The organism is Bradyrhizobium lablabi (assembly GCF_900141755.1).
GTDB lineage: Bacteria > Pseudomonadota > Alphaproteobacteria > Rhizobiales > Xanthobacteraceae > Bradyrhizobium > Bradyrhizobium lablabi_A.
On sequence record NZ_LT670844.1, the window covers coordinates 5,799,914 to 5,824,325 of the forward strand.

The 24,412-nt window shown below is 61.4% G+C and carries 24 protein-coding genes; 14 read left to right on the forward strand and 10 right to left on the reverse strand.

Annotation, left to right across the window (positions count from 1 at the left end; all coding sequences use genetic code 11):
• Positions 1–9: 9 nt before the first annotated feature.
• On the reverse strand, positions 10–237 hold the full coding sequence (locus tag B5526_RS37980; RefSeq protein ID WP_154071480.1) for a hypothetical protein: 228 nt from the start codon (positions 235–237) through the stop codon (positions 10–12).
• A 47-nt stretch (positions 238–284) separates the two neighbouring features.
• Positions 285–725, reverse strand: coding sequence for a hypothetical protein (locus tag B5526_RS27155; protein ID WP_154071481.1), 441 nt, complete (start codon positions 723–725; stop codon positions 285–287).
• A 662-nt stretch (positions 726–1,387) separates the two neighbouring features.
• Between B5526_RS27155 and B5526_RS27160 the strand changes: the two genes are divergently transcribed.
• The 9 genes from B5526_RS27160 to B5526_RS27200 all read left to right on the forward strand — a co-directional run bounded on the left by B5526_RS27160 (position 1,388) and on the right by B5526_RS27200 (position 11,096).
• On the forward strand, positions 1,388–2,218 hold the full coding sequence (locus B5526_RS27160; protein WP_079542875.1) for a DeoR/GlpR family DNA-binding transcription regulator: 831 nt from the start codon (positions 1,388–1,390) through the stop codon (positions 2,216–2,218).
• Positions 2,219–2,487: 269 nt separating this feature from the next.
• Complete coding sequence (gene glpD / locus B5526_RS27165; protein WP_079542876.1) at positions 2,488–4,032, forward strand: glycerol-3-phosphate dehydrogenase; 1,545 nt, start codon at positions 2,488–2,490, stop codon at positions 4,030–4,032.
• Positions 4,029–5,108 (forward strand): ABC transporter ATP-binding protein, encoded by a 1,080-nt coding sequence (locus tag B5526_RS27170; RefSeq protein WP_079542877.1) that lies wholly within the window; start codon positions 4,029–4,031, stop codon positions 5,106–5,108. The genes glpD and B5526_RS27170 overlap by 4 nt, the downstream gene beginning before the upstream one ends.
• 12 nt (positions 5,109–5,120) lie before the next feature.
• Positions 5,121–6,206, forward strand: coding sequence for an ABC transporter ATP-binding protein (locus B5526_RS27175; protein ID WP_079542878.1), 1,086 nt, complete (start codon positions 5,121–5,123; stop codon positions 6,204–6,206).
• Positions 6,206–7,114 carry a carbohydrate ABC transporter permease gene (locus tag B5526_RS27180; protein ID WP_079542879.1) on the forward strand — a complete coding sequence of 303 codons (909 nt, stop codon included), beginning with the start codon at positions 6,206–6,208 and terminating at the stop codon, positions 7,112–7,114. The genes B5526_RS27175 and B5526_RS27180 overlap by 1 nt, the downstream gene beginning before the upstream one ends.
• A complete protein-coding gene (locus B5526_RS27185; RefSeq protein WP_079542880.1) occupies positions 7,114–7,920 on the forward strand; it encodes a carbohydrate ABC transporter permease in 807 nt (268 codons plus the stop codon). The genes B5526_RS27180 and B5526_RS27185 overlap by 1 nt, the downstream gene beginning before the upstream one ends.
• Before the next feature lie 11 nt (positions 7,921–7,931).
• A complete protein-coding gene (locus B5526_RS27190; RefSeq protein WP_079542881.1) occupies positions 7,932–8,261 on the forward strand; it encodes a DUF2160 domain-containing protein in 330 nt (109 codons plus the stop codon).
• A 76-nt stretch (positions 8,262–8,337) separates the two neighbouring features.
• A complete protein-coding gene (locus B5526_RS27195) occupies positions 8,338–10,134 on the forward strand; it encodes an ABC transporter substrate-binding protein (protein ID WP_079542882.1) in 1,797 nt (598 codons plus the stop codon).
• A 245-nt stretch (positions 10,135–10,379) separates the two neighbouring features.
• A complete protein-coding gene (locus B5526_RS27200) occupies positions 10,380–11,096 on the forward strand; it encodes a hypothetical protein (protein WP_079542883.1) in 717 nt (238 codons plus the stop codon).
• On the opposite strand, the gene B5526_RS27205 is transcribed toward B5526_RS27200, so the two are convergent.
• The 6 genes from B5526_RS27205 to sbmA all read right to left on the reverse strand — a co-directional run bounded on the left by B5526_RS27205 (position 11,082) and on the right by sbmA (position 16,888).
• Complete coding sequence (locus B5526_RS27205; RefSeq protein ID WP_079542884.1) at positions 11,082–11,894, reverse strand: tetratricopeptide repeat protein; 813 nt, start codon at positions 11,892–11,894, stop codon at positions 11,082–11,084. The two genes, B5526_RS27200 and B5526_RS27205, sit on opposite strands and share 15 nt — an antisense overlap.
• Positions 11,895–12,140: 246 nt before the next feature.
• Entirely contained in the window at positions 12,141–13,244 is a 1,104-nt protein-coding gene (locus tag B5526_RS27210; RefSeq protein ID WP_079542885.1) for an alkene reductase, read from the reverse strand.
• A gap of 101 nt (positions 13,245–13,345) precedes the next feature.
• Positions 13,346–13,576, reverse strand: coding sequence for an SDR family oxidoreductase (locus B5526_RS27215; protein ID WP_283807639.1), 231 nt, complete (start codon positions 13,574–13,576; stop codon positions 13,346–13,348).
• Between the two features lie 78 nt (positions 13,577–13,654).
• Entirely contained in the window at positions 13,655–14,158 is a 504-nt protein-coding gene (locus B5526_RS27220) for a DUF1993 domain-containing protein (RefSeq protein WP_079542886.1), read from the reverse strand.
• A 102-nt stretch (positions 14,159–14,260) separates the two neighbouring features.
• Positions 14,261–15,556 (reverse strand): lytic murein transglycosylase, encoded by a 1,296-nt coding sequence (locus tag B5526_RS27225; RefSeq protein ID WP_079542887.1) that lies wholly within the window; start codon positions 15,554–15,556, stop codon positions 14,261–14,263.
• A gap of 108 nt (positions 15,557–15,664) precedes the next feature.
• On the reverse strand, positions 15,665–16,888 hold the full coding sequence (gene sbmA / locus B5526_RS27230) for a peptide antibiotic transporter SbmA (protein ID WP_079542888.1): 1,224 nt from the start codon (positions 16,886–16,888) through the stop codon (positions 15,665–15,667).
• Between the two features lie 646 nt (positions 16,889–17,534).
• Here sbmA and B5526_RS27235 point away from each other — a divergent pair.
• Both B5526_RS27235 and B5526_RS27240 read left to right on the forward strand, forming a co-directional pair.
• On the forward strand, positions 17,535–17,717 hold the full coding sequence (locus B5526_RS27235) for a hypothetical protein (protein ID WP_172842117.1): 183 nt from the start codon (positions 17,535–17,537) through the stop codon (positions 17,715–17,717).
• A 269-nt stretch (positions 17,718–17,986) separates the two neighbouring features.
• A complete protein-coding gene (locus B5526_RS27240; protein WP_154071482.1) occupies positions 17,987–18,781 on the forward strand; it encodes a hypothetical protein in 795 nt (264 codons plus the stop codon).
• A gap of 15 nt (positions 18,782–18,796) precedes the next feature.
• Here the strand turns inward: B5526_RS27240 and B5526_RS27245 are convergent, their stop codons facing one another.
• Complete coding sequence (locus B5526_RS27245) at positions 18,797–19,699, reverse strand: LysR substrate-binding domain-containing protein (protein ID WP_433994600.1); 903 nt, start codon at positions 19,697–19,699, stop codon at positions 18,797–18,799.
• Positions 19,700–19,851: 152 nt separating this feature from the next.
• On the opposite strand from B5526_RS27245, the gene B5526_RS27250 reads away from it, so the two are divergent.
• Positions 19,852–20,355: a lipocalin-like domain-containing protein gene (locus B5526_RS27250; RefSeq protein ID WP_079542891.1), complete on the forward strand. Its 504-nt coding sequence runs from the start codon at positions 19,852–19,854 to the stop codon at positions 20,353–20,355.
• Between the two features lie 844 nt (positions 20,356–21,199).
• On the opposite strand, the gene B5526_RS27255 is transcribed toward B5526_RS27250, so the two are convergent.
• Entirely contained in the window at positions 21,200–22,645 is a 1,446-nt protein-coding gene (locus B5526_RS27255; RefSeq protein ID WP_079542892.1) for a helix-turn-helix domain-containing protein, read from the reverse strand.
• 179 nt (positions 22,646–22,824) lie between these two features.
• Between B5526_RS27255 and aceA the strand changes: the two genes are divergently transcribed.
• On the forward strand, positions 22,825–24,132 hold the full coding sequence (gene aceA / locus B5526_RS27260) for an isocitrate lyase (RefSeq protein ID WP_079545466.1): 1,308 nt from the start codon (positions 22,825–22,827) through the stop codon (positions 24,130–24,132).
• 12 nt (positions 24,133–24,144) lie between these two features.
• Positions 24,145–24,354 carry a DUF4170 domain-containing protein gene (locus tag B5526_RS27265; RefSeq protein ID WP_079542893.1) on the forward strand — a complete coding sequence of 70 codons (210 nt, stop codon included), beginning with the start codon at positions 24,145–24,147 and terminating at the stop codon, positions 24,352–24,354.
• The last annotated feature ends 58 nt before the right edge of the window (positions 24,355–24,412 follow it).

Sequence of the window (24,412 nt, forward strand, 5' to 3'; positions counted from 1 at the left end):
GCGCCGGTCTCACCGGGGCGCAGCCGCGACCGCTGCCGGCGGACAATGATGCGCGGCCCGCAGCAGCCGTCCCTGCACATGGCAATCGGGGGTTCCGACCGTCGTCAGGCTTTCGGCCGGCACGCGGGCTTGGGCGGCAAGCGTCTCGTGGGTGTGCCTGTAATGTCTGGCAAGGGCTGCCGTTGAAACGGCCGTCGATGCGAGTATCAGACAGGATAACAGTGCGATCTTTCGCATCCCTTCACCTCATCATGAACCTCGAAGATTTCTGATATGGTCCCAATTCAGCACTCGTCGAGTGCGGGATCAAGAATTACCGTTCGCTGCCGGCATCGCCGGCGCTCGGCGTCACCGCGCTGCTGACGCTGCTCGGCCGCGCCGATGAGGTGATCGAATAGAGCGCTGTCTCTCTGGGAGCGTCGGGCGCTTGCCGACGCCCTTCCAGGGCGAAGCATGCAGGTCATGACGAAACTGGCCCAACCCGGCGCGATATTGCTATAGCCTCGCTCGATGGAGAGCTCGCGACACCGCGTGTATTTGTCTGGATCGTTCTGCGCGAGGCAATAAAACCAGGCCCAACCATTACCCCGACCTCTTAACTCCCGGCAATCCTGCGCGGAAGCGCCGGATGAAAAGGAGGCGACCATGACGGCGGCTGCAGCAATTCTGACCAAACGGGTCATGAACGGGGCTTCTTCCAGGCAATCAGGCGTTGAAATTTTCATCGGTAGTTTCATGATGCCAACGCTATCTTGAATTGTCGATGCTCTCGATCAGTATTTCGAAGGCACCGAATTTCGATTTCGACCCGCCGGCTAGTGGATCGGATCGCAATAGATCTCACGGCCGCGTGAGCTGGTTTCGTCGGGACGCTGCAAAGAAACCAGATAAACAACGAAGAAACCATTTTTGCCGTCCCGCGAAGACTGCCGGACGCAAAAATCGGGCAGCATTGTGGGCTAAATCACAGACGTAAGAGGCGAGATATCGCAAAATCGGTGTCTAGGAAGGGGGGCGCCCATGCTCGCAGAAAAGTTCTTCCTGCTTCTTGAGACAATCAGGAGCCGCTCCCACCCGGACGGAAGCCCGATCGTGGTAAGCACTTCGCGGCACGTCCCGATCAAATTGCCGAGCGGCAACGGGAAGCAGGCGTAACAGGCTATTGTCTCATCGTTGGCCCGGTTGGAGCATAATGACCTCTGACCAACGACTATCCCGCTGAAAACGCGTCAGCGACCTCCCAATAAATCCTTCCAATAAATAATGAACGGCTCGACCGCCGACGAGGCGATCGCGCAAGGACCAGCCATCTCGGCCGGTCTGCCTCGTTGACCGGACGCCCGAACCGCCGCACCATAGGGGCGCCTTCATGTCCCGAGGTGATGCCGTGACCGGACTGACCAACCGCCAGAATGAAATCCTCAACATCGCACGTGCCTTCGGCCGGGTGATGGTGGAAGACCTCGCCCGGCGCTTTGAGGTTTCGGCGCAGACCATCCGTAAGGATCTGAACGATCTCTGCGATCACCGCTCGCTGACCCGCATCCATGGCGGCGCCATCATTGCCTCCGGCGTCGAGAACCTCGCCTATGAGGCGCGCCGTTTTGTGGCTGCCGAGGAGAAGAAAGCCATTGGCGCCGCTGCGGCGGCGCTGATTCCCAACGGCTGCTCTTTATTCATTAACATCGGCACCACCACCGAAGAGGTCGCCAGCGCGCTGACCTCGCATGAAGATCTGCTCGTCATCACCAACAACCTCAATGTCGCGATGCTGCTCTATCGGCATCCGCGCATCGAGGTGATCGTCGCGGGCGGCGCGGTGCGCCGCGCCGACGGTGCCGTGATCGGTTCGACCGCAACCAGTCTGATCGGCCAGTTCAAGGTCGATTACGCCATCATCGGCGCTTCCGCGATCGACGAGGACGGCGCGCTCTTGGATTTCGATTATCGCGAGGTGCAGGCGGCGCAGGCCATCATTGCCAACGCGCGCAGCGTGATGCTGGTCGCCGACTCGACAAAACTGCGGCGCAGCGCCCCGGTCCGCATCGCCCATATCAGCCAGATCCAGACCTTTGTCACGGACGCGGCGCTTCCGGCGGGACTTGCCAATATCTGCCACACCCGCGGCATCGAGGTGATCGAGGCGATGCCGAAGCCGGCTGTCGATATCGATGAGCCGGGTCCCGAGCTTCCTTCCACCGTCACAAGGTTGCGGTAGTGTAAATCCATGGCCTCGTGGTTCGAGACGCGCGGCCTCGCCGCGCTCCTCACCATGAGGGTCTAAGACCGCCATGACGGTCTAAGACCTCCATGATGGTGTGAGACCTCATCCTGAGGAGCGCGCTCTTGCGCGCGTCTCGAAGGATGAAGGCCACTGACGGGTCCCGGTTCCCCCTTTTCACTTGCTTTCGGATTTGGTTGTGATTTAGTCCAAACCGAAAGCGAAATCGCCAATATGAACTGGCGAACGCCCGGGGGAAGCGTCTTTTGGATCGGATTTTCGACCTCGCAATCATCGGAGGCGGCGTCAATGGCTGCGGCATCGCCCGCGATGCGGCCGGCCGGGGGAATTCTGTTTTCCTCTGCGAAATGAACGATTTGGCGAGCGGGACGTCGTCCTGGTCGACCAAGCTCGTGCATGGTGGCTTGCGCTATCTCGAATATTACGAGTTCCGCCTGGTGCGCGAGGCGCTGATCGAGCGCGAAATCCTCTGGCAGATCGCGCCTCACATCATCCGTCCTCTAAGATTCGTGCTGCCGCACCATGACGGGCTGCGCCCGGCCTGGCTGCTGCGGCTTGGGCTGTTTCTGTACGACCATATCGGCGGCCGCAACCTGCTGCCGCCGACGCGCTCGGTCGATCTGACGGAGGACGAGGTCGGGAAGCCGCTGATTCCCAACCGCTACACCAGGGGATTCGAATATTCCGACTGCTTTGTTGATGACGCCCGCCTTGTGGTGCTGACCGCACGCGATGCGGCGGATCGCGGCGCGCAAATCCACACCCGTTCTCGCGCGGTCGAGATCCGTCAGGAGAGCAGGATTTGGAAAGTCACGGTCGAGAACACGACAAGCGGCGAACGCCGCACCATCAACGCCCGCGCGCTGGTCAATGCCGGCGGCCCCTGGGTCGAAGATGTGTTGTCGTCGGGCGCCGGCGTCAACGCGCGCGCAAAAGTGCGGCTGGTGCAGGGCTCGCACATCGTAGTACCAAAATTATATGCGCATGACCGCGCCTACATGTTCCAGAACAGCGACGGCCGCATCGTCTTCGTCATTCCCTATCAAGACGATTTCACCCTGATCGGCACCACCGACCGCGATTTCGACGGCGATCCGGCCAAGGTAAAGGCCTCGAGCGAAGAGATAAAATACCTCTGCGACTCCGTCAGTGAGTATCTGGCGAAACCGGTCAAGCCGGCGGATGTGGTCTGGACCTATGCCGGCGTTCGCCCGCTCTATGACGACGGCGCCAGCGAAGCCAAGGCCGCCACCCGCGACTACGTGTTCGAGCTCGATACGCCCGGCGGCGCGCCGCTGCTCTCGATTTACGGCGGCAAGATCACGACCTATCGCCGCCTCGCCGAGGAGGCGCTGGAGCGGCTGTCGCCCTATCTGCGCAGCGCGATCGCCCGCAAGGGATGGACCGCGAAATCGCCGCTGCCCGGCGGCGACATGGATGTCTCGGCGGTCGCGGCATTGACCGCCGAACTCGTGCGCAACTATCCGTTCCTGAGCACCGCGCATGCCAACAGGCTCGCGCATGCCTATGGCACCCGCGCCACAAAATTGCTCGGCAATGCAAAATCGATGGCCGATCTCGGCCAATCCTTCGGCGCCACCTTGACGGAGAGCGAGGTCAAGTACCTGATGTCATCGGAATGGGCGTTGACCGCCGAAGACATCGTATGGCGACGATCCAAGCTTGGATTGCGAATGTCGGCCAGTGAGATTGCCGCAATCGACGACTGGATCACCGCCCATCGGATCCCCCTGGAAAGTCCCTTGCGTGAAGCCGGAGCGCGGATATGAGCGTTACACTGCAACGCGTCACCCGATCGGTCGACGGCATTCCGACCATTCGCGATGTCTCGCTGACGCTCGAGCGCGGCACCCTGAGCGTGCTGCTCGGACCGACCCTGTCGGGCAAGACCTCGATCATGCGGCTGCTCGCCGGACTCGACAAGCCGACCACCGGCAGGGTGCTGGTGGACGACAAGGATGTCACCGGACTTGACGTGCGGCAGCGTTCGGTGGCGATGGTCTATCAGCAATTCATCAATTATCCCTCGCTGAGCGTCTATGAGAACATTGCTTCGCCATTGCGGGTGCAGGGCAAGCCGCGGCTCGAAATCGAAAAGCGCGTGCAGGAGGCGGCAAAACTCTTGAAGCTCGAGCCGTATCTGAACCGCACGCCGCTGCAATTGTCCGGCGGCCAGCAGCAGCGCACCGCGATTGCGCGCGCGCTGGTGAAGGGCGCCGATCTGGTGCTGCTGGACGAGCCGCTCGCCAATCTCGACTACAAGCTGCGCGAGGAATTGCGCACCGAACTGCCGCGTATCTTCGAGGCGTCGGGCGCGATCTTTGTTTACGCCACGACCGAGCCTTCCGAAGCGCTGCTGCTCGGCGGGCGCACGGTGTGCATGTGGGAAGGCCAGGTCTTGCAGGCCGGCGAGACGCCAAAGGTCTATCGCCATCCCGACACCATGCGGGTCGCGCAGGTATTTTCCGATCCGCCGCTCAACATCGTCGGGATCGAGAAGAAAAACGGCTCGGTGCAGTATGCCGGCGGGGTGCGGGCAGAGGCTACCGGACTCTATGCCGGCCTCGGCGACGGCCCCTACCGCGTTGGCTTCCGCGCCCACCAGTTGGAGCTCGCCAATGGCGCGGCCGGCCGCCATGCCTTTCAAGCCACCGTCACGGTGACCGAGATCACCGGCTCGGAAAGTTTTGTGCATCTCAACCGCGATGCCTCCAACTGGGTCGCCGTGCTGCATGGCGTGCACGAATATCCGCCCGGGCATGTGCTGGATGCGGCGCTCGACCCGAACAATCTCTTTGTGTTCGACCTGGCCGGCCGTCTGGTCGCCGCTCCGGCTGCGATGTGAGGGAAATGCCGCATGGCCCGCATTGACCTCGTCGATCTCGCGCACTCCTACGGCGGCAATGACGCGCCGCCTGAATCCTTTGCGTTGAAGCCGATCTCGATGACCTGGCGGCAGGGCGGCGCCTATGCGTTGCTCGGGCCGTCCGGCTGCGGCAAGACCACTTTGCTCAACCTGATCTCCGGGATTGTCACGCCGTCGCGCGGCAAAATCCTGTTCGACGGCACAGACATCACGCCGCTGTCGACCCAGAAGCGCAACATCGCGCAGGTGTTCCAGTTTCCGGTGATCTACGACACCATGACGGTCGGGCAGAATCTGGCGTTCCCGCTGCGAAATCGCGGTGTGCCGAAGGGCGAGGTCGACGCGCGGGTCGCTGAGATCGCACGGCTCCTGGATCTGACGCCTTTTCTCAATCGCAAGGCGCAGCGGCTGACGGCGGACGCCAAGCAGAAGATCTCGCTCGGCCGCGGATTGGTGCGGTCCGACGTCGCCGCCGTATTGTTCGACGAGCCGCTGACGGTGATCGATCCCGAATTGAAATGGCAGTTGCGCTCAAAGCTCAAGGCGCTGCATCGCGACCTCGATTTGACCATGATCTATGTCACCCACGACCAGACCGAGGCGCTGACCTTCGCTGACACTGTGGTCGTAATGCATGACGGCCGCGTGGTGCAAAGCGGCACGCCGGCGGAATTGTTCGACAAGCCGGCGCACACTTTTGTGGGCTATTTCATCGGCTCGCCCGGCATGAACATCGTGCCGGCCGAGGTGAGGGGACGCGAGGCCCGGATCGACGGCCACACCATCGCGCTCAACCGCAGCTATGACAAGCTTCCGGCAACCGCGAAGATCGAGGTCGGCGTACGTCCGGAATTCGTCGACCTCGCCGCGCCCGCGCCTGGCTTGCTGTCGGCCAATATCGACCGGATCGACGATCTCGGCCGCGTCCGCTTCGCCCGCGTCCGGATCGGCGACGCCAAATTCGCCGCGCGCGTGCCGCCGGGATTGTCGATTCCGGAAAAAACCGCCGGGCTGGTGTTCGATCCCTCGCATGTTCACGTCTATGCCGACAGCCTGTTGGTCGAGGGATCAGCGTAATGGACAAGACCATCAACCAGAAGGCCTGGTTCCTGGTGCTGCCGGTGTTTTTGGTGGTGGCGTTCTCGGCCATCCTGCCGTTGATGACGGTCGTGAACTATTCGATGCAGGACACGTTCGGGAATAACCAGTTCTTCTGGAACGGCGTCGGCTGGTTCAAGGAATTGCTCGATCCGTCGACCGATCTCGGCAGTCGATTTTTCGCCTCGCTGTGGCGCAATCTGTTCTTCTCCGCCGTGATCCTCGCCATCGAAGTCCCGCTCGGCATCGTGGTCGCGCTGTCGATGCCGCGTGACGGCTGGACCGTCGCCGCCTGCCTGGTGATCCTGGCGCTGCCGCTTTTGATTCCATGGAACGTAGTCGGCACCATCTGGCAGATCTTTGGCCGGCCCGACATCGGCCTCTTGGGTTATGTGCTCAATAGCCTCGGATTCAATTACAACTACGTCTCCAACGAGTTCGATGCCTGGGCAACCGTCATCGTGATGGATGTCTGGCACTGGACCTCGCTGGTTGCGCTATTGTGCTACGCCGGACTGAAGTCGATCCCCGACGCCTATTATCAGGCAGCCCAGATCGACGGCGCCTCGCGCTGGGCGGTGTTCACCGCGATCCAGCTTCCGAAGATGAATCGCGTGCTCTTGATCGCGGTGCTGCTGCGCTTCATGGACAGTTTTATGATTTACACCGAGCCGTTCGTGGTGACCGGCGGCGGACCGGGCAATTCGACCACGTTCATTTCCATTGAGCTGGTCAAAATCGCGCTTGGGCAATTCGATCTCGGCAAGGCGGCCGCTTTGTCGCTGGTCTACAATTTGATCATCATCATCGTGTGTTGGGTGTTCTATACCGTCATGACCAATGCCGGCACTGAACGGCGCGTCGTCGACAAGAAGGGAGCCGAGTGATGCATTCGATTCCTGGCCGCCGCCTCATCCTCTCGCTGTTCCTGATCTTCCTGCTGCTGCCGATCTACTGGCTGGTCAATATGAGTTTCAAGACCAACAATGAGATCGTCTCGACCATGACGCTGTGGCCGCATCAGCCGACCATCGCCAATTACATGCGCATCTTCACCGACGAGAGCTGGTATTCCGGCTATATCAACTCGCTGAAATATGTCATCATCAACACGGTCATCTCGATCTCGGTGGCGCTGCCGGCGGCTTACGCGTTCTCGCGCTATCGCTTCCTCGGCGACAAGCATCTGTTCTTCTGGCTGTTGTCGAACCGGATGGCGCCGGCCGCGGTCTATGCGCTGCCGTTCTTCAATCTCTATTCGGCGATCAACCTGTTCGATACGCCGTGGGCGGTGGCACTCGCGCACTGCATCTTCAACGTGCCCTTGGCGGTGTGGATCCTCGAAGGGTTCGTCTCCGGCGTGCCGCGCGAGATCGACGAAACCGCGTTCCTCGACGGCTATTCGTTTCCACGATTTTTCATCAAGATCCTGGTGCCGCTGATCGCAAGCGGCATCGGGGTGGCCGCGTTCTTCTGCTTCATGTTCTCCTGGGTCGAATTGCTGTTGGCGCGGACGCTGACGTCGGTCGACGCCAAGCCGATTTCGGCCGTGATGACCCGCACGGTTTCCGCTGCCGGCATGGACTGGGGACTTTTGGCCGCGGCCGGCGTGCTCACCATCATCCCCGGCGCGCTCGTGATCTGGTTCGTCCGCAATTACATCGCGCGCGGTTTCGCGCTCGGCAGGGTGTGAGGGCAGCACTGATGGAAAACATCGCATGGATGGCGTGGACGCTGCCGACGCTGATCTTTTTCGTGCTGCTTGCATGCACCTTGGCGGTGATGACCTGCCTTGCGGTCGCCTATCCGGAAGCCGAGCGCGTCGGCGTCCTGCGTATTCCCACCACGCGCGGCGACCGCCTGTTCGTCGCGCTGATCATGACCGCCGTGATCCATCTGGCGTGGATCGGGCTTATCGGTACCGACACGATCGCGACGCTTCCGATCGGGGAGGACGGCATTGAAGTGTCGAGCCTGTGGCTCGCCACCGTGATTTCGCTGGTTTCGGCCGTTGCGATTTTCCGCACCGTCTGAGGAAAGCGAAAAAGAGCAGATCCGGGGGTCAACCCGGGCCTGAAGTAATGTTTGTCGCTGCAACGGAGGAATTAACATGCGACACTTTGAGAGAGGAAAAGGGCCCATGATGAGGACCCGCGTTTTGATGATGACGAGCGCTGTCGCGCTGATTGCAGCCTCGGCTGCGGTCACCGCGCCGGCTTATGCGGACGAAGCCGCCGCAAAGAAATGGATCGACAGCGAATTTCAGCCTTCGACGTTGTCCAAAGAAGACCAGATGAAGGAAATGCAATGGTTCATCAAGGCCGCTGCACCCTTCAAGGGGATGGAGATCAACGCGGTCTCCGAAACGCTCACGGTGCACGAATATGAATCGAAGACGCTTGCCAAGGCGTTTGAGGAAATCACCGGCATCAAGGTCAAGCACGACATCATCCAGGAAGGTGACGTTGTCGAGAAGATCCAGACCCAGATGCAGTCCGGCAAGAACGTCTATGACGGCTGGATCAACGACTCCGACTTTATCGGAACCCACTTCCGCTACGGTCAGGCCGTCGATTTGACCGACTACATGGCCGGCGAGGGCAAGGACGTCACCGATCCCCTGCTCGACGTCAACGACTTCATCGGCAAGTCGTTCACGACCGCGCCGAACGGTCACCTCTACCAGTTGCCCGACCAGCAGTTCGCGAACCTTTACTGGTTCCGCTACGACTGGTTCTCCAATCCCGAGTACAAGACCAAGTTCAAGGCCAAGTACGGCTACGACCTCGGCGTGCCCGTGAACTGGTCGGCCTATGAAGACATCGCCGAGTTCTTCACCAACGATGTGAAGGAAATCAACGGCACAAGGGTCTATGGCCACATGGACTACGGCAAGAAGGATCCGTCACTGGGCTGGCGCTTCACCGACGCGTGGTTGTCGATGGCCGGCAACGGCGACAAGGGCCTGCCGAACGGACTTCCCGTCGATGAATGGGGCATTCGGATGGAAGGCTGCCGTCCGGTAGGCTCGTCGGTCGAGCGTGGCGGCGACGTCAACGGTCCGGCGTCGGTCTATTCGATCGTGAAGTATCTCGACTGGATGAAGAAATATGCCCCGCCGCAGGCGCAAGGCATGACCTTCTCCGAATCCGGTCCGGTACCGTCGCAAGGCAATATCGCCCAGCAGATCTTCTGGTACACCGCCTTCACCGCCGACATGGTGAAGCCCGGTCTGCCCGTCATGAATGCGGACGGTACGCCGAAATGGCGCATGGCTCCATCGCCGCACGGTTCCTACTGGAAGGACGGCATGAAGCTCGGCTACCAGGACGTCGGATCGGCGACGCTTATGAAGTCGACCCCACCGGACCGCCGCAAGGCGGCCTGGCTCTATCTGCAGTTCATCGTCTCCAAGTCGGTGTCCCTGAAGAAGAGCCATGTCGGTCTCACGTTTATTCGTGAGTCCGATATCTGGGACAAGTCGTTCACCGAGCGCGCGCCAAAACTCGGCGGGCTGATCGAGTTCTACCGCTCGCCGGCGCGCGTGCAGTGGACCCCGACCGGCAACAACGTGCCCGACTATCCGAAGCTTGCGCAATTGTGGTGGCAGAACATCGGCGATGCGTCGTCCGGTGCCAAGACGCCGCAGGCCGCGATGGACTCGCTCGCAGCCGCCCAGGATTCGGTGATGGAACGTCTGGAGAAATCCGGCGTCCAGGGCGCCTGCGGTCCGAAGCTCAACAAGAAGGAGACGGCCGAATACTGGTTCGCCAAGTCGGCCAAGGACGGCAACATCGCTCCCCAACGCAAGCTCGCCAACGAGAAGCCGAAGGGCGAAACGGTCGACTACGACACCCTGATCAAGTCGTGGCCGGCCTCGCCGCCGAAGCGCGCTTCGTTGAACTGAGCGAACGTCATCGTTATGGCCGCGCTTGACCCGGCCATGACAGAAGAAATAGAAGGCCGGGAGCGATCCCGGCCTTTTTTCTTACCTCGCCCCGCTTGCGGGGAGAGGTCGGCGCGGAGCGCCGGGTGAGGGGGACTCTCCGCGAGCTCAGCTCGTGGAGAGTCCCCCTCACCCCAACCCTCTCCCCGCAAGCGGGGCGAGGGAGCCCATCGCCTTCGCGGGCATGACGAGTGGAGAGCATCCCCATGCGCATGATCTTTCGTTGCGATCCAGCACTATCGGATCATTTGCCGCGGCCGATACCGGCGCGCAGCGCCTTGCCTGACTGGCTCCGCGCCATGCCCGCAAAGGCGCATTCGGAAATCCACGGTCGCGAAATCCGCACCGTCAAGCAATGTCCGCCCTTCATCGATGCGATGGCGTATGGGGCTTTAATCCTGCTGCCCTGCGATATCATCGTCGATCGCGGTGCGTTCTCGTGGGACTGGAATATTCCGGAGCCGTCGACGTCAGGTCATCCGCGTGCTCCCTTGAGCTTTCACGTTCCGGCTCAATTCCCCGATGCGCCGTTTGCGAAGGATGGGCAGGCGGCGATAAAATTCAACAGCTTTTGGACTGTCGAGCTCGAGCCCGGCTGGTCCTTGTTTGCCACCCACCCGGTGAATCGCGACGACCTGCCGTTCCGCCTGATCTCGGGGCTGGTCGACGCCGATCGTTTTCATGACGGCGGCATCAATTTTCCGGCGATCTGGACGGCGTCCGATTTTTCCGGCGTCTTGAAAAAGGGCACGCCAGTGGCGCAGTGTTTTGCCGTTCCGCGCGAAGCGCCGCAGCTTGTGTTCGAGAGTTTTGATGAGGCGCACAAGCAGGCCTATACGAAGACCGTCACCGAGGTGCTTGCAACGCCTGGCGTCTATCGCAAACGCTTTCGCGCGCGACGGGGTCGGCTAACCACCGAGTGAACGGCGCAGCGCGGCCTCATCCAGCCACAAGCGCCCATGCGGCGCCGAGGTCAGCGCCATCGCGATGGTGCCGAAACTTTGCGGACGCAACTTGTAGGCCTGCGCGTAGGCACCCATCGCGCCATCGAGATCGCCCATCTCCTGTAGCACGACGCCGAGATTGAGCGTGGCCTCGGCGTGATCGGACTTTAGCTCGATCGCCTTGCGGTAAGCGGTCGCCGCACCGCCATGGTCCCGCAAATCCTGGCGGGCGAGGCCGAGATCGAACCAGACCGATGCCGGCGCGGCGCCCGCCGCCGCGCGCTCGAGCAAAGTAATGGCGGTGGCGTGATCGCCATCCTCCCAGGCCAATCGCCCGAGCCGCGCTGCGGCTTCCAGATTGTCCGGAACGATTTTGTAAATTGCCCGCCACGCTTCGCGCGCTTGCGGCTTGATACCCGCCTGGTCGAGCGTCCGCGCCTTCTCGACGAACACCTCCCGCTGCGGGGCGATCGCGATCACCCGATCCAGATGCGAGAGTGCGCCGTCAAAATCCTTTTCTGCGCGGGCGATGCGGGCGGCAAGCAGATGCGCGGCGGCGTTGTCGGGCCGTTTTGAAAGGCTGGCCGCGATATGCGCGCGGGCCGGCTCGATCGCGCCTTGGGAAAACAGCACGGCGGCCAAGAGATGATGCAGCATGGGATCGCCTGGCTCGCGAGCGAGACCCTGCTCGCACAGGCTCATTGCCTCCTCAGGCTTGCCGGAGTTAAAGGCGGCAGTGGCGCGGCGGACGATGTCCTCGGCGGTGGGCTGTCTCATGCCGGGCACATTAGAACAAAGCGGCGGGCCTGCAAGGAAGGTGCCCACCTCGCCCCGCTTGCGGGGAGAGGCATAGGCCGCCTTCGGCGGTCGTCCTCAGATAAGAACGCCGAAGCGAAGCTTCGGCTACGTCGCGCAGCGATCCGGGTGAGGGGGACTCTCCGCGAGACCGAATCTGCCGAGAGGGCCCCTCACCCCAACCCTCTCCCCGCGAAGAGCGGGGAGAGGGAGCGCATCGAGCAGCCCTTACTGCGCCGCGTCGAGCGCTTCGCCCAGCACGGGATAATCCGTATAGCCCTTGGCGCCGCCGCCGTAGAATGTCGCCTTGTCGGGCGTATTGAGCGGCGCACCGAGCTTGAGGCGTTCGACCAGATCGGGGTTGGCAATGAACGGCTTTCCGAATGCGATCAGGTCGGCCTCGTTGGCCGCGAGCACCTTGCTCGCGAGCTCGAAATCATAGCCGTTGTTGGCGATATAGGCGCCCTTGAAACGCTTGCGCAAGGAGCCGTAGTCGAACGGGGCGATGTCGCGCGGCCCGCCGGTCGCGCCTTCGATGACGTGGATGTAAGTAAGCTTCTGCGCGTTGAGATGGTCGACGATATAGTCGAACAGCGGCTGCGGGTTGGAATCCGAAATATCGTTCGCCGGCGTCACCGGCGAGATGCGGATGCCGGTCCGCTCGGCCCCCGCTTCGGCAGTCACGACTTTTGCGACTTCCAGCATCAATCGCGCGCGGTTCTCGATCGAGCCGCCATAGGCATCGGTGCGCTTGTTGGCGCCGTCCTTTGCGAATTGATCCAAGAGATAGCCGTTGGCGCCATGGATCTCGACGCCGTCGAAACCGGCCGCCAGCGCATTCGCTGCGCCGCGCTTGAAACTCTCGATGATCCCGGGAATCTCTTCGAGCGTCAACGCGCGCGGCTCCGATACATCCGCAAACGTGCCGTTGACAAACGTCTTGCCCTTGGCGCGCACCGCGGAAGGCGCGACCGGCGCCTGGTTGTTCTCCTGCAGGTCGACATGGGAAATGCGCCCGACATGCCAGAGCTGGATGAAGATGCGTCCACCGCGCGCATGCACGCGGTCCGTCACCTTGCGCCAGCCCGCGACCTGTTCCTTGGAGTAGATGCCGGGGGTGTCCTGATAACCCTGACCCTGCTGCGAGACTTGGCTCGCCTCGGTGATCAAGAGACCAGCGGAGGCGCGCTGCCCGTAATATTCGACCGCCAGCGGATTGGGCACCATGCCCGCGATCGCGCGGTTGCGGGTCAACGGGGCCATCGCCAGGCGATTAGGCAGCGTGATCGGGCCAAGCTTAAAGGGCTCTAAGAGTTTGGTCAGCGTGCTCATTCTTTGCTTTTCCAGGAAATTGCGGGGAGGGAGACAGGAATACTGGACATGGGCATGGCAAAGGCCCGCGGCAATGCCGCGAGCCATTCGTGGGCTGCATTCTAGCCCCGCACGATCCCGGCCATATCACCGGCGTCGAGAAACAGCGTGTGTGCATTGACGTAGGAGGATTCTTTCGAAATCAGATACAGCGCAGCATAGGCGACCTCCCAGCCGGTGCCCTGGCGGCCGAACGGCACTGTCGGCCCCCGATCGGGGCACCTGCGGCTGGCGTCGCGGCCCATGGGGATCGGGGTATCCATAAATCCGGGCGCGATCACATTGCAGCGAATGCCTTTTTCTTCACCATGTAGTGACGCGGAGAGACAGGGCGGGCCCTCTCCCCGTCGTCGCCCGGAATGACGGGCGAACTAATTCACCCCCAAAAAATCCCGTTTGCCGATTTCGACGCCGTTGTGACGCAGGATGCCGTGGGCGATGGCGGCGTGGAAGTAGAAATTCGGAAAAGCAAAACCGGTGAGGAACTGCTGTCCCTTCAGCGTCATGGTGTTGCTCGGGCCGACCGGAAAAGTAACATCGCGCAGGTCTGCGCCCTCGAACTGCGCCGGCTTGTACGATTTGACATAGTCGATGGTTTTGGCGAGCCGCGCCTTCAGTTCATCGAAGGTTTTCTCGGTGTCGGGCGTGGTCGGTACCTCGCTGTGGGTGAGGCGCGCGCAACCCTTGGCGGCGAAATCGGACGCCAGCTGGATTTGCTTGCTGAGCGGCAGCATATCCGGATAAAGCCGCGCGCCGAGCAGAACCTCGGGCGCAATGTTTTTCGCCTTGCAGTGCGCCTCGGCCTTGGTGAGGATGCCGGTAAGGCTGCCGAGAATCTGCAGGAAGGCGGGGACGGTGACGTCGTAGAAGGACATGGGATGCTCTTTCTTGTTGCTCCCTCGCCCCGCACTTCGCGGGGAGAGGGTTGGGGTGAGGGGACTATCCGCGAAGCTGGTATCAATTGAAAGACACGTGCCCTACCGCACTGCCTGCGCCTCCGGCTGTGCAGCCTGCGCGCGCGGGCCGCCGCGCATCCGCGCCAATAACTCGGCGGTCGGCCAGGAATCCGCGGGCAAACCATATTTGATCTGCATTGCCTTCACCGCGCTGCGGCTTTGCTGGCCCATCACGCCATCGACCTTGCCGACATTGAAACCGGCGCGCACCAATAATTGCTGCAATTCGCGAAGCTCGTTGAACGGCAGTTGCGTGACCGGCGCTGCCGGCCGATGCATCGGCGCGCTGCCGGCGATCCGGGTCGCGAGATAGCCCGCGGTGGTCGAATAGATCAGCGAGTTATTCCATTCGGTATAGGCCGCAAAATTGGCATAGGCCAGAAACGCCGGTCCCATGCGGCCCATCGGCAACAGCAGCGAGGCGGGCAGCTCGTCGTTCGGCAGCGCCTTGCCGTCGGCGTAGCTGACGCCGAGCTGCGCCCATTTTGAGCGCGGCAGTTGGATCGTCAGATCAGCCTGATCCCACGGTAGGTTTGGCGGCACCCGCACTTCCTGCAGCCAGGGTTCGCCGCGCCGCCATTTCAATCCGTTGGCGATGTAGTTCGCGGTCGATCCGATCACGTCGGCGGGGCTGCGCAAGAGATCGCGGCGGCCGTCGCCGTCGTAATCCACCGCATAGGTGAAATAATGCGTCGGCAGAAATTGCGTCTGGCCGAGTTCGCCGGCCCACGAGCCGACCATCTCCTCCGGCGTGAGATCGCCGCGGTCGATGATCTTCAGCGCGGCGATGGTTTCGCCGGCAAACCGCTCGGCGCGGCGGCAATCATAGGCCAGCGACACCAGCGAGCGCAGCGTCGGCAGGTTGCCCATGTTGGCGCCAAAGTCGCTCTCCAGCCCCCAGAACGCAGCGATCACCGCCGGTGGCACGCCATATTCCTTCTCGGCGCGCGCGAACGCCGCGGCATAGGTCTTGATCCGCGCCTGGCCCTGCTGCATCCGGTAGGGTGCGGCCATCCGTCCGGCGAATTCGGTGAACACCTGCCCGAACACGCGCTGGCCGCGGTCGCGGTTGACGATGCCCTGGTCGTAGACGAGATAGGGCGCGGCTTCCGCAATCGTCCGCTGCGACACGCCGGCGGCCACAGCCTGCTGTTTCAGGTCAGTGAGGAAGCGGTCAAACGACATGCCGTTGTGGCAGGAAGCGCCGCCGCGCGGGGCGATGGGTCTAGTCGGCGGCGCGGTGAGTTGAGCGGATGCCGGCAATTGTCCGCACAGGATCGCCAATAAGGTTGCGCCAAGAAAAATTGGTGTTCGCATGCGTTACCGATTAGTTTGTAGGGCGGATTAGCGTAAGCGTAATCCGCCGTTCAGCGGGGATAAAGAGGCGGGTTACGCTGTCGCTAACCCGCCCTACGCGTTGAACCCTCACACGATCGCCTTCGGCTCCGCCCGTGTCTCGATCGAAGGCAGCGGCTCGCCGCCGATCTTGGCCTCGAAACCCCGCAAGCGCTGATAGATCGAAATCAGCTCGACGATCGTGCTCCAGGAATTGACGAGATATTGAAACGAGGTTCGCACCTGCGTGAACGCGTTGAGGATCTGGTTCATCGAACCGAGCGTGATCTTGCCGGCGACGATGGTCGGCCCGAGCAGGATGTAGGGAAAGATGACGTCGGTCTGCAGATAGACGATACGGCCGATATTGAAATACATGAAGTTCAGATAAAGCCGGAAATAGTTCCTGCGTATATTGCCGAACAACGCGCTCACCCTCGGCGGATCAGCGCGGACCGGATCGTCTTCGCCGAGCACGAGCTCCTTGCGATAGGCCGCTTCGACCCGCTGGTTGAAGAACTCGATTCCGGGCAGGCGGATGCCGATCAGCGCCAGCGCGCCGGTTCCGAAGATCGACCAGATCACCGCGGCGAATACCAGGGGATAGGGGATCGCGCCGACCAGCGGCAGTTCCGTGACGACGCCGGAGAGTTTGACGAGCACCGGCAGGAAGGCGAGCAGCGTCAGCACGGCACTGATCAGATTGACGCCGAGACCTTCCATGGTGGTCGCAAACCGCATGGTGTCTTCCTGCACCCGCTGCGAGGCGCCCTCGATGGTGCGGAGCTGCGGCCAGTGCGAGATGTAGAAGTCGTTCATCGCGGTGCGCCAGCGGAAGATGTAGTGGCTGACGAAGAACCGCGTCAGCACGCCGACCACGACCGCGATCAGCGCGATGCCGGCAAACGTCGACAACTCGCCGTAAAACTGCTCGACCGTGACCGGCTTCGATTTCGACAGCGCGGCCTGCACCAGGTCGTAGAACGGCCCGTACCAGCTGTTGATGGCGACGCTGACCTGAACCTGAAAGTAGGAGGTGAACAGGATCAGCGCGGAACCGAGAATCGACCAGAGCGCCCAGGGATGCGGCGCAAACCACATCCAGGCGCCGGCGAAGATCAGGACGGCCAGCGCAAAATAAAGGTCGAACCACAGCGAGCGCGCCGACCAGAACAGCGCCACGCCGACCGCGCCCTGCTCAGACGAGCCGAACAGGCTGCTGGCGTAGCTATACCACAACGCCATCGCCAGCGCCGTCCAGGCGATCGCCGACAGGAAGAACGGTTTTGGGCGGGGGAAGAATGAAACGAACATTTGTTGGGGTATCCACTCTCGGGGATCGAAGGATTTGCGGCTGCTTTAGGGGATACCGTGTAGTCGGCAAAGGCCGGAAACGCCATAGGGGCTGCGGTAAAACCGGCCTTTGCGGAGGCCGGATTAACGCCTTTTAATCCGGTGCCACGTCGTCCCTCCGAAGGCCGAGAGGCCTGGCTCCTCGCGTCGTCGCCCGCCACCGGGTCGGCGCAACGCGCCGCCCGATGACAGGCTCCAGCGGGCGATCCAGTAATCCGAAAAGCCAGCGATAGAACCGAGAAAGCGCGGCGTACTGGATACCCGCCTTCGCGGGTATGACGGTTCTTGCTAAAGGCCAGCGCTCGTCGAGAAGATCGGAAGACGGCAACCAAACTTGACGGCAATCAACGCGACCGTCGGGTCAACCAGCCCATAGTTACCCTCCGAGATGCGAAGATCCATCAAATCCGAAAGGGTGCGAATGTGAGCACGACGGGCCTCGAAGTTTTCGACGAGACGGTTCAATGCACACGGCCGTGGCGGGAGCGAGATTGGGTAACCACCAGGCGGAGTTTCTTTCTTCTCCCTCTCCCGCTTGCGGGGGAGGGCGGGGTGGGGGTGTCCCCGCATAACGGATGCCGGAGGTTTGGCGAACATGGATGACACGGTGCAGATCATCGCGGGCTTGCTGGTTGTTTTGTGTATCGCCGGCGTTGCATTTTATTTGTTGCAGCACAAAACGCCGCGCCTGCAGCCGGCGCCCAACACACGGCGATCGGAAATCGAGCGCGAATTTGCGCGCGTCTTCTCCATGACCAGCGCGCTCTTCGCGGGGAGAGGGTTGGGGTGAGGGGACTCTCCACAAAAATCGGACTCGCGGATAGTCCCCCTCACCCGGATCGCATCTGCGATGCGACATAGCCGAAGCTACGCTTCGGCGTTCTTCTAAAGACGGCCGCCAGAGGCGGCCTACGCCTCTCCCCGCAAGCGGGGCGAGGTTACCTCGCCATCGTCCCGATTGCGGGCGCGGTGGACTATCGGATCATCCAATCATAGACTTTGGCGATTACGGCCAAGCAGAGCAGACAGCAAAAGGCGGTTTGATGGGGGCTGACGAAGATGCCTTCTGATCCGAATGCGACGCGGGTACGAATTGCTTTCTTTTTGTTAGTCGTTATTACGGTTGCTGCTTCGGTTGGGGTAAATTCCCTGACCAAACTAGGCAAACAACAGCAGAGCATTGCCGCGCGTGAAACTCAGGAGACAGTGCAAGGCGTCAACGATCCCAACCAAATAGATGAGGCGCTCAGGCAACATCCCGCGAACAAATCGTTGCAATTGATAGCCGCGACGACCAAGGCAGCCAATGAAACCAGTGCCGCCATGGATGAGCTTACCAGTGAAATCGAGCCGCCGGCGATTTCAAAAAACATCAATCTGGGCGCGGCGAGCCGCAGTGATCTCGAGGCGCTTCGCCGCGACCTGAAAACGGCGGAGGCCAATGCGACGAGCTTCATACCGCGCTACGCCGCCCTGCTCAAAACCGAGCGCGACACTATGGAAAAATACGCCCTCTCCCTGCATCTGGATAAAGATACCATCGGCAGGTTCTCACAAAATCTCGACAAGCGGCACGCGGAGATCACGGCGTTCACCTCCAGAATGTTGCCGGCCCGTGCCGATTATTATCGCGCCTACGAAAACTATGTCGCGGTGCTGGCCGGGGAATTCGGCACCTACAGGGTGGTGAACGGCGAATTCATCTTCCCATTGCAACGCACGGTGGACCGTTACAATGTCGCGGCCAATGCCATGACCGTCGCCGCGAAGCGGATCGCGCAATTGGAGGAAGAAAGAAAAAACCTTTCGAAGGCGCAGCAGGAGCGGTGGCAGCAATTCGTCAACGGCAAGTGACGAGATGTCGGTGCCCTACGGGCTGACGCGCGGTCTCAGGCATTCCACGAGCCGCTTCGCATGAGCTGGCAACGACGCGAAATTTCGAACACAAATGGCGTGGTGCCGAAGAGCCCACTCATCGGTGAGCGGAGTGATCCGGATTGCCATCGAATGCTGGAATCTGCGAGCCGCCGTTTCCGGGAGCACCGCCAGACCGATGCCGCTCTCAACCATGCGGCAGATGGCGTCAAATCCGTTGAGGCGGATGCGCACCTTCATTCGCCGGCCGGCGCGTGCTGCATGATGGTCCAAATAGTCCTGAAGCGCGCTGCCGCTGGGAAGGCCGACGATGTCATGGTCCAGTATTTCGCGAAAGGCGGTTTTCCGTCGCCGGCCGATCGGGTGGCGACGCGGCGCCACGACGACAAGACGAATCGCTCCGATCGGAAAGGTCTCAAGCTCTTCGGCAGGATCGACCGCATCCGTTACAATACCGATGTCCGCGCGGCCCTCGGCGATCGTTCGCTTTATCTCCCGGCTCGGGCGATCCTCGAGTTCAACGTCGATATTAGGATGAGCCGACAGGAATGAGGCCAGCGCAGTCGGCAGAAATTCCGCGATCGCAACCGTATTCGAGAGCAGCCGTACGTGGCCTCGCAGGCCCTTCGCATAGTCATTCAATTCGCCACGCATTTGCTCCAGTTGTTGCGTGACGATCCGCGCGTGATGAACCAGCGCCGAGCCGACCGGAGTCAGCCGAACACCGCGTCGCTTGCGTTCCAGCAGCGGTGCGCCGAGGGCGGCCTCCATAGCGCGGATCCGCTCACTCGCCGACGCCAGAGTCATGTTCGCGCGAGTGGCGCCATGCGTGATGCTGGCGGCATCAGCGACGTGCAAAAACAATCGGAGGTCCGTCAGATCGAAGCGAATCGACATCGTTGGAAACCAGTACTTTGGAAACCACTACGTGCCTACGGCTGAACCTGAGGCAGGCTTAGCACTTTCCGCATTGTCTGTCTCTTGTCCTGCGGACAGGTTACCGCTTGTTCAGAACTCGTGTCTGGACATTGCAGAAAGCGGAGCTTGATATGAAGGAACTTCTCCTCCCTCATGTAAAGTCAGGCGTCGTCGCGTTGGCGCTCGCAGCCGGCATTGCCGTCTCCGGCACCGGACGCGCGGCCAATTCCGATGCGTTGATCGGCAACTGGAAGCTTGTTTCCTGGCAGGTGGTCGTTGGGAACGAGACACAGAATCCGTTCGGACAGTCCCCAAAGGGTTACCTGCTCTTGACGCGCGAAGGGCGTGCGATGGCGATTACCACCGCCGACAATCGCAAGGCGGGAGACGGTGTTGCCGAGCGGGCGGCGTTGCACAAGTCAATGCTTGCGTACAGTGGAAGATATCGCGTCGAAGGTGACGACTTCATCACGACGGTGGACATTTCCTGGAATGAAATCTGGAACGGCACCGAGCAGAGGCGTCACTATCGCCTTGAAGGCGATCGGCTCTTCATCGAGTCGGCGCCGGCGCCGAGCATATTATACCCCGGTAAAACTGATTTTCGCCGGATCGTGTGGGAGCGAGAGAAATAGATTAGTTACGTCGGACTGGTCCGCCTTCGCTCTTCGAGCTACGGCGGACAAGTCGGCTGATTTGCCCGACGGGCAAATCAGCAAATTTGTGTCTAGCCCCATTCGCAAAAATATTCTTCTTCAAGTCCGACGCAAATCACTTCACTAATTACGCCGTCTCGTTCCACAGAGGGGCGCTTCGCGGTCGTCACGAACGCGGGATGGGATGCGGTGGACGCAGCTAGCGCTCTTGACGAACAGCGCTAATGCGGACGGCGAAGTCGTGTGGTCCTGACACCCCGACGCTGGTGTCAAGTTCGTGGGACAACAGTTCCGCGGATGACGGTGGCAAGAAAGCCCGGTCACCGGGGAGAGCACGAAGGAAACCGTTAAAACCATTGCGTGCGGGAATGCCGGGTTGTTCCGGTGGACCTGTGGTGACTAACGCGCGTGTTTACTACACTACACGCGCGGCTGCGGGTGCATCGGCGCCCGGCATTCCCCACGCCCTCTGGGGCGGAGATTCTTGCAAGACTCGGACGCATTGCGCCGCGAGATCGCGAAGCTGTTTCCAGCCATAGACTTCATCTGTCATCACCCGCGAAAGCGGGTGATCCAGTATTCCAGAGATGGCAGCAATGGAACGGATAAGCCGCGGCGTACTGGATACCCCGCTTTCGCGGGGTATGACGACCGATGGTGAAGGAGCGAACTGTCCCCACATCGTCGTCCCTGCGAAAGCAGGGACCATAACCACAGGCTTGTGTTGTTGTGCGAAAGCCGGCGAGCAGCGTCTCTCAAAATAACCGCCGCGGCGTATGGGTCCCCGCTTTCGCGGGGACGACGAGAGATTGGAATCAGCCCCTCACAGCTCCCTTGCATTACTGAACGCAAACGACGACACGCGCCTGGTGTTCTCGTCGAGAATGAGGGTGCGCGTGATCGGCGGCTCGGCGCGCTGGCTGCAGTTTTCGCGTTCGCAAAGCCTGCAGTTGACGCCGATCGGCGTGCCCTCGGTCTTTTCCAGATCCATGCCGGTGGCGTAGACGAGGCGCGACGCATGACGGATTTCACAACCGAGCCCGATCGCAAAACGCGGCTGTGGTTGCGGGTGCGGCGAGACCTGCCGCCGCACCATCTGCGCGATCGAGAAATAGCGCGTGCCGTCGGGCAGTTCGATCACCTGCTTCAACAGCCGGTCCGGCGTGTCGAAGGTCGAGTGCACGTTCCACAGCGGACAGGTGCCGCCGAATTTCGAGAATGGAAACGTGCCGGAGGAAAATCGTTTCGACACGTTGCCGGCATTGTCGACGCGCAACAGAAAAAACGGCACGCCACGGGCGTTCGGCCGTTGCAGCGTGGTGAGACGGTGACAGACCTGCTCGAAACCGGCATTGAAACGCTGCGCCAGCACGTGGACGTCGTAGCTCAGTGCTTCGGCAGCGCCGTGAAACGCCTGATAGGGCATCATGACGGCCGCCGCGAAATAATTTGCGAGCGTGATCCGGTAGAGCCGGCGAGGGGTGTCGTCGAGCGGTCCGGCGCGCCCGATGATGGTCTCGAACGCGCCGCCGCATTCGGCGATGCCGGTCTGGAAGGCGAGCTGGAACGCGCGGCCGGGCCCGTCGATCAATTCCGAGATCAGCAATTGCCGGCGGTGACGGTCGAACCGCCGCAAGGTCTCGCGCATGACATCGACCGGCATGATGCGGGTGACGATCGAATGTTTTTCGCGCAAGCGTGTGCCGAGCGCGGCGAACAGCCCCTCGGCCGGTACGTTCAACTCGTCGCGCAAAGTTTCCGCGGCCTGTTCGAGTTCGGGGAAATAATTGCGGTTGGCCTCGATCAATTCGCGCACGCGCTCGATCGGATTGGCCTCGAAGCGCGCGCCTTCCTCGCGATCGGCGAATTGCGCCGCCGCCATGGTCTCGCCGCGGCGGGCCTCGGTATAGGCGGCGTAGAGCCGTTGCAGCGAATGCGTTACGCCGGGGCAGAGCTCGGCCAGATCGCGCAATTCCTGTTTCGGCAGGTCGATCTGCCGGAACAGCGGATCGGAAAAGATCTCATTCAGTTCGGCGAAGAAGCGATCCTCGTCGGCGGTGGCGAGATCGCGCAGATCGAGGTCATAGGTTTCCGCCAGGCGGAGCAATATTTGCGCCGTCACCGGGCGCTGGTTGCGCTCGATCAGGTTGATATAGCTCGGGGAAATCCCAAGCCCCTCGGCGATCTGGGTCTGCGACAGGCCCAATTGCTGGCGGATGCGCCGGAATCTCGGGCCGACAAACAGCTTCTTTCCAGCATCGGTCGCCATGGCAGTCCTACTGACCTAATTTGTGACAAAAATTACAAACTGACAACTATGACAAGTTCATATGTTACATGACATCATCATTAGGATGCAAGCTGTCTATACGAACTAAGAAGTTTCGCGTTTAGCTCTCGCCACGCATTTCGCAATGCACTGTCACGAATGTCGATTGGAGAATGAAGATGGCGAAGACCTTTGAACAGCTGGTTCCCGCGCCCGCAGGGCGTTTCGATGGCATCGGCCGTCCCTATAGCCCGGCTGAAGTGGAGAACCTGCGCGGCTCCGTGCCGATCGCCTACACGCTCGCCACCAAAGGCGCCAATCGGCTGTGGGAATCGCTGAAGAAGGAGCCCTACGTCAATTCGCTCGGCGCCGTCACCGGCAACCAGGCGATGCAGCAGGCGCGGGCCGGTCTGCCTGCGATCTATCTGTCGGGCTGGCAGGTTGCGGCTGACGCCAACACCGCGGGCGCGATGTACCCCGACCAGAGCCTCTATCCGGCCAATGCCGGCCCGGAGCTGTGCCGCCGCATCAACCGCACTTTCCAGCGTGCCGACCAGATCGAGCACTCCGAAGGCGGCGCCAAGATCGACTGGTTCGTGCCGATCGTGGCCGACGCGGAAGCGGGCTTCGGTGGCCCCTTGAATTCGTTCGAGATCATGAAGGCCTATATCGAGGCGGGCGCGGCCGGCGTTCACTTCGAGGACCAGCTTGCGTCTGAAAAGAAGTGCGGCCACATGGGCGGCAAGGTCTTGATCCCGACTGCGGCGCACGAGCGCAACCTGATCGCGGCGCGGCTTGCGGCCGACGTCTGCGGCACGCCGACCTTTGTGCTCGCGCGTACGGATGCGGAAAGCGCAAAACTGATCACGGCCGATGTCGATGAGCGCGATCGCGAGTTCATTACCGGCGAGCGCACGGCGGAAGGTTTTTTCCGCCTGAAGCCCGGCACGGGTCTCGCGCACTGCATCAAGCGCGGCATCGCATTTGCAAAATATGCCGATCTCTTGTGGTGGGAGACCTCGACGCCGAATCTCGAAGAGGCAAAGGAATTCGCCGAGGCCGTGCACAAGGTCTATCCGAACAAGATGCTGGCCTATAACTGTTCGCCGTCGTTCAACTGGGAAGCCAATATCGACAAGGCGACGATTGCAAAATTCCAGCGCGAGATCGGCGCGATGGGCTACAAGTTCCAGTTTGTCACGCTCGCGGGCTTCCACTCGCTCAACCACGGCATGTTCGAACTGGCGCGCGGCTACAAGGCCGAGGGCATGGCGGCCTATTCCCGCCTGCAGCAGGCCGAATTCGCTTCCGAGAAGCACGGCTATTCGGCGACGCGCCACCAGCGCGAAGTCGGCACCGGCTATTTCGATCTGGTGTCCACCACCATCACCGGCGGCACCTCGTCGACGACGGCGCTGCACGACTCGACCGAGGCCGCGCAGTTCAAGTCGCACGATTCGAAAATCAAGATTCAGGCAGCCGAATAACAGGAGGAGATCATGACAACAGGCAGCAATTTCTGGGTGATCGGCGGCGAGTTCGGTTCGATGAACTTCCACAAGCTCGTGGAAGGCTCGGCCCAGGTGCAGGGTCCGTTCAAGACCCGCAAGGAGGCCGAGGACGCCTGGCGCGTGGTCTCCGAAGAGAACCGCCACAAGGCCGGCGTGCGCTTTTCGATCGTCGAAGAGCCCTCGCGCGTTCCGGCCTGATCGGCCTGTCGGTTAGAAGACGTCCAAGGACGAAGCGGTCCCATCCGGTTTTCCGGCT

Coding starts and splice junctions, on each gene's coding strand:
- B5526_RS37980 (WP_154071480.1), bottom strand. CDS start 237: ATGCGAAAGATCGCACTGTTATCCTGTCTGATACTCGCATCGACGGCC.
- B5526_RS27155 (WP_154071481.1), bottom strand. CDS start 725: ATGAAAATTTCAACGCCTGATTGCCTGGAAGAAGCCCCGTTCATGACC.
- B5526_RS27170 (WP_079542877.1), top strand. CDS start 4,029: ATGAGCGTTACACTGCAACGCGTCACCCGATCGGTCGACGGCATTCCG.
- B5526_RS27175 (WP_079542878.1), top strand. CDS start 5,121: ATGGCCCGCATTGACCTCGTCGATCTCGCGCACTCCTACGGCGGCAAT.
- B5526_RS27180 (WP_079542879.1), top strand. CDS start 6,206: ATGGACAAGACCATCAACCAGAAGGCCTGGTTCCTGGTGCTGCCGGTG.
- B5526_RS27185 (WP_079542880.1), top strand. CDS start 7,114: ATGCATTCGATTCCTGGCCGCCGCCTCATCCTCTCGCTGTTCCTGATC.
- B5526_RS27190 (WP_079542881.1), top strand. CDS start 7,932: ATGGAAAACATCGCATGGATGGCGTGGACGCTGCCGACGCTGATCTTT.
- B5526_RS27195 (WP_079542882.1), top strand. CDS start 8,338: ATGCGACACTTTGAGAGAGGAAAAGGGCCCATGATGAGGACCCGCGTT.
- B5526_RS27200 (WP_079542883.1), top strand. CDS start 10,380: ATGCGCATGATCTTTCGTTGCGATCCAGCACTATCGGATCATTTGCCG.
- B5526_RS27205 (WP_079542884.1), bottom strand. CDS start 11,894: ATGAGACAGCCCACCGCCGAGGACATCGTCCGCCGCGCCACTGCCGCC.
- B5526_RS27210 (WP_079542885.1), bottom strand. CDS start 13,244: ATGAGCACGCTGACCAAACTCTTAGAGCCCTTTAAGCTTGGCCCGATC.
- B5526_RS27220 (WP_079542886.1), bottom strand. CDS start 14,158: ATGTCCTTCTACGACGTCACCGTCCCCGCCTTCCTGCAGATTCTCGGC.
- B5526_RS27225 (WP_079542887.1), bottom strand. CDS start 15,556: ATGCGAACACCAATTTTTCTTGGCGCAACCTTATTGGCGATCCTGTGC.
- sbmA (WP_079542888.1), bottom strand. CDS start 16,888: ATGTTCGTTTCATTCTTCCCCCGCCCAAAACCGTTCTTCCTGTCGGCG.
- B5526_RS27240 (WP_154071482.1), top strand. CDS start 17,987: ATGCCTTCTGATCCGAATGCGACGCGGGTACGAATTGCTTTCTTTTTG.
- B5526_RS27245 (WP_433994600.1), bottom strand. CDS start 19,699: ATGTCGATTCGCTTCGATCTGACGGACCTCCGATTGTTTTTGCACGTC.
- B5526_RS27250 (WP_079542891.1), top strand. CDS start 19,852: ATGAAGGAACTTCTCCTCCCTCATGTAAAGTCAGGCGTCGTCGCGTTG.
- B5526_RS27255 (WP_079542892.1), bottom strand. CDS start 22,645: ATGGCGACCGATGCTGGAAAGAAGCTGTTTGTCGGCCCGAGATTCCGG.
- aceA (WP_079545466.1), top strand. CDS start 22,825: ATGGCGAAGACCTTTGAACAGCTGGTTCCCGCGCCCGCAGGGCGTTTC.
- B5526_RS27265 (WP_079542893.1), top strand. CDS start 24,145: ATGACAACAGGCAGCAATTTCTGGGTGATCGGCGGCGAGTTCGGTTCG.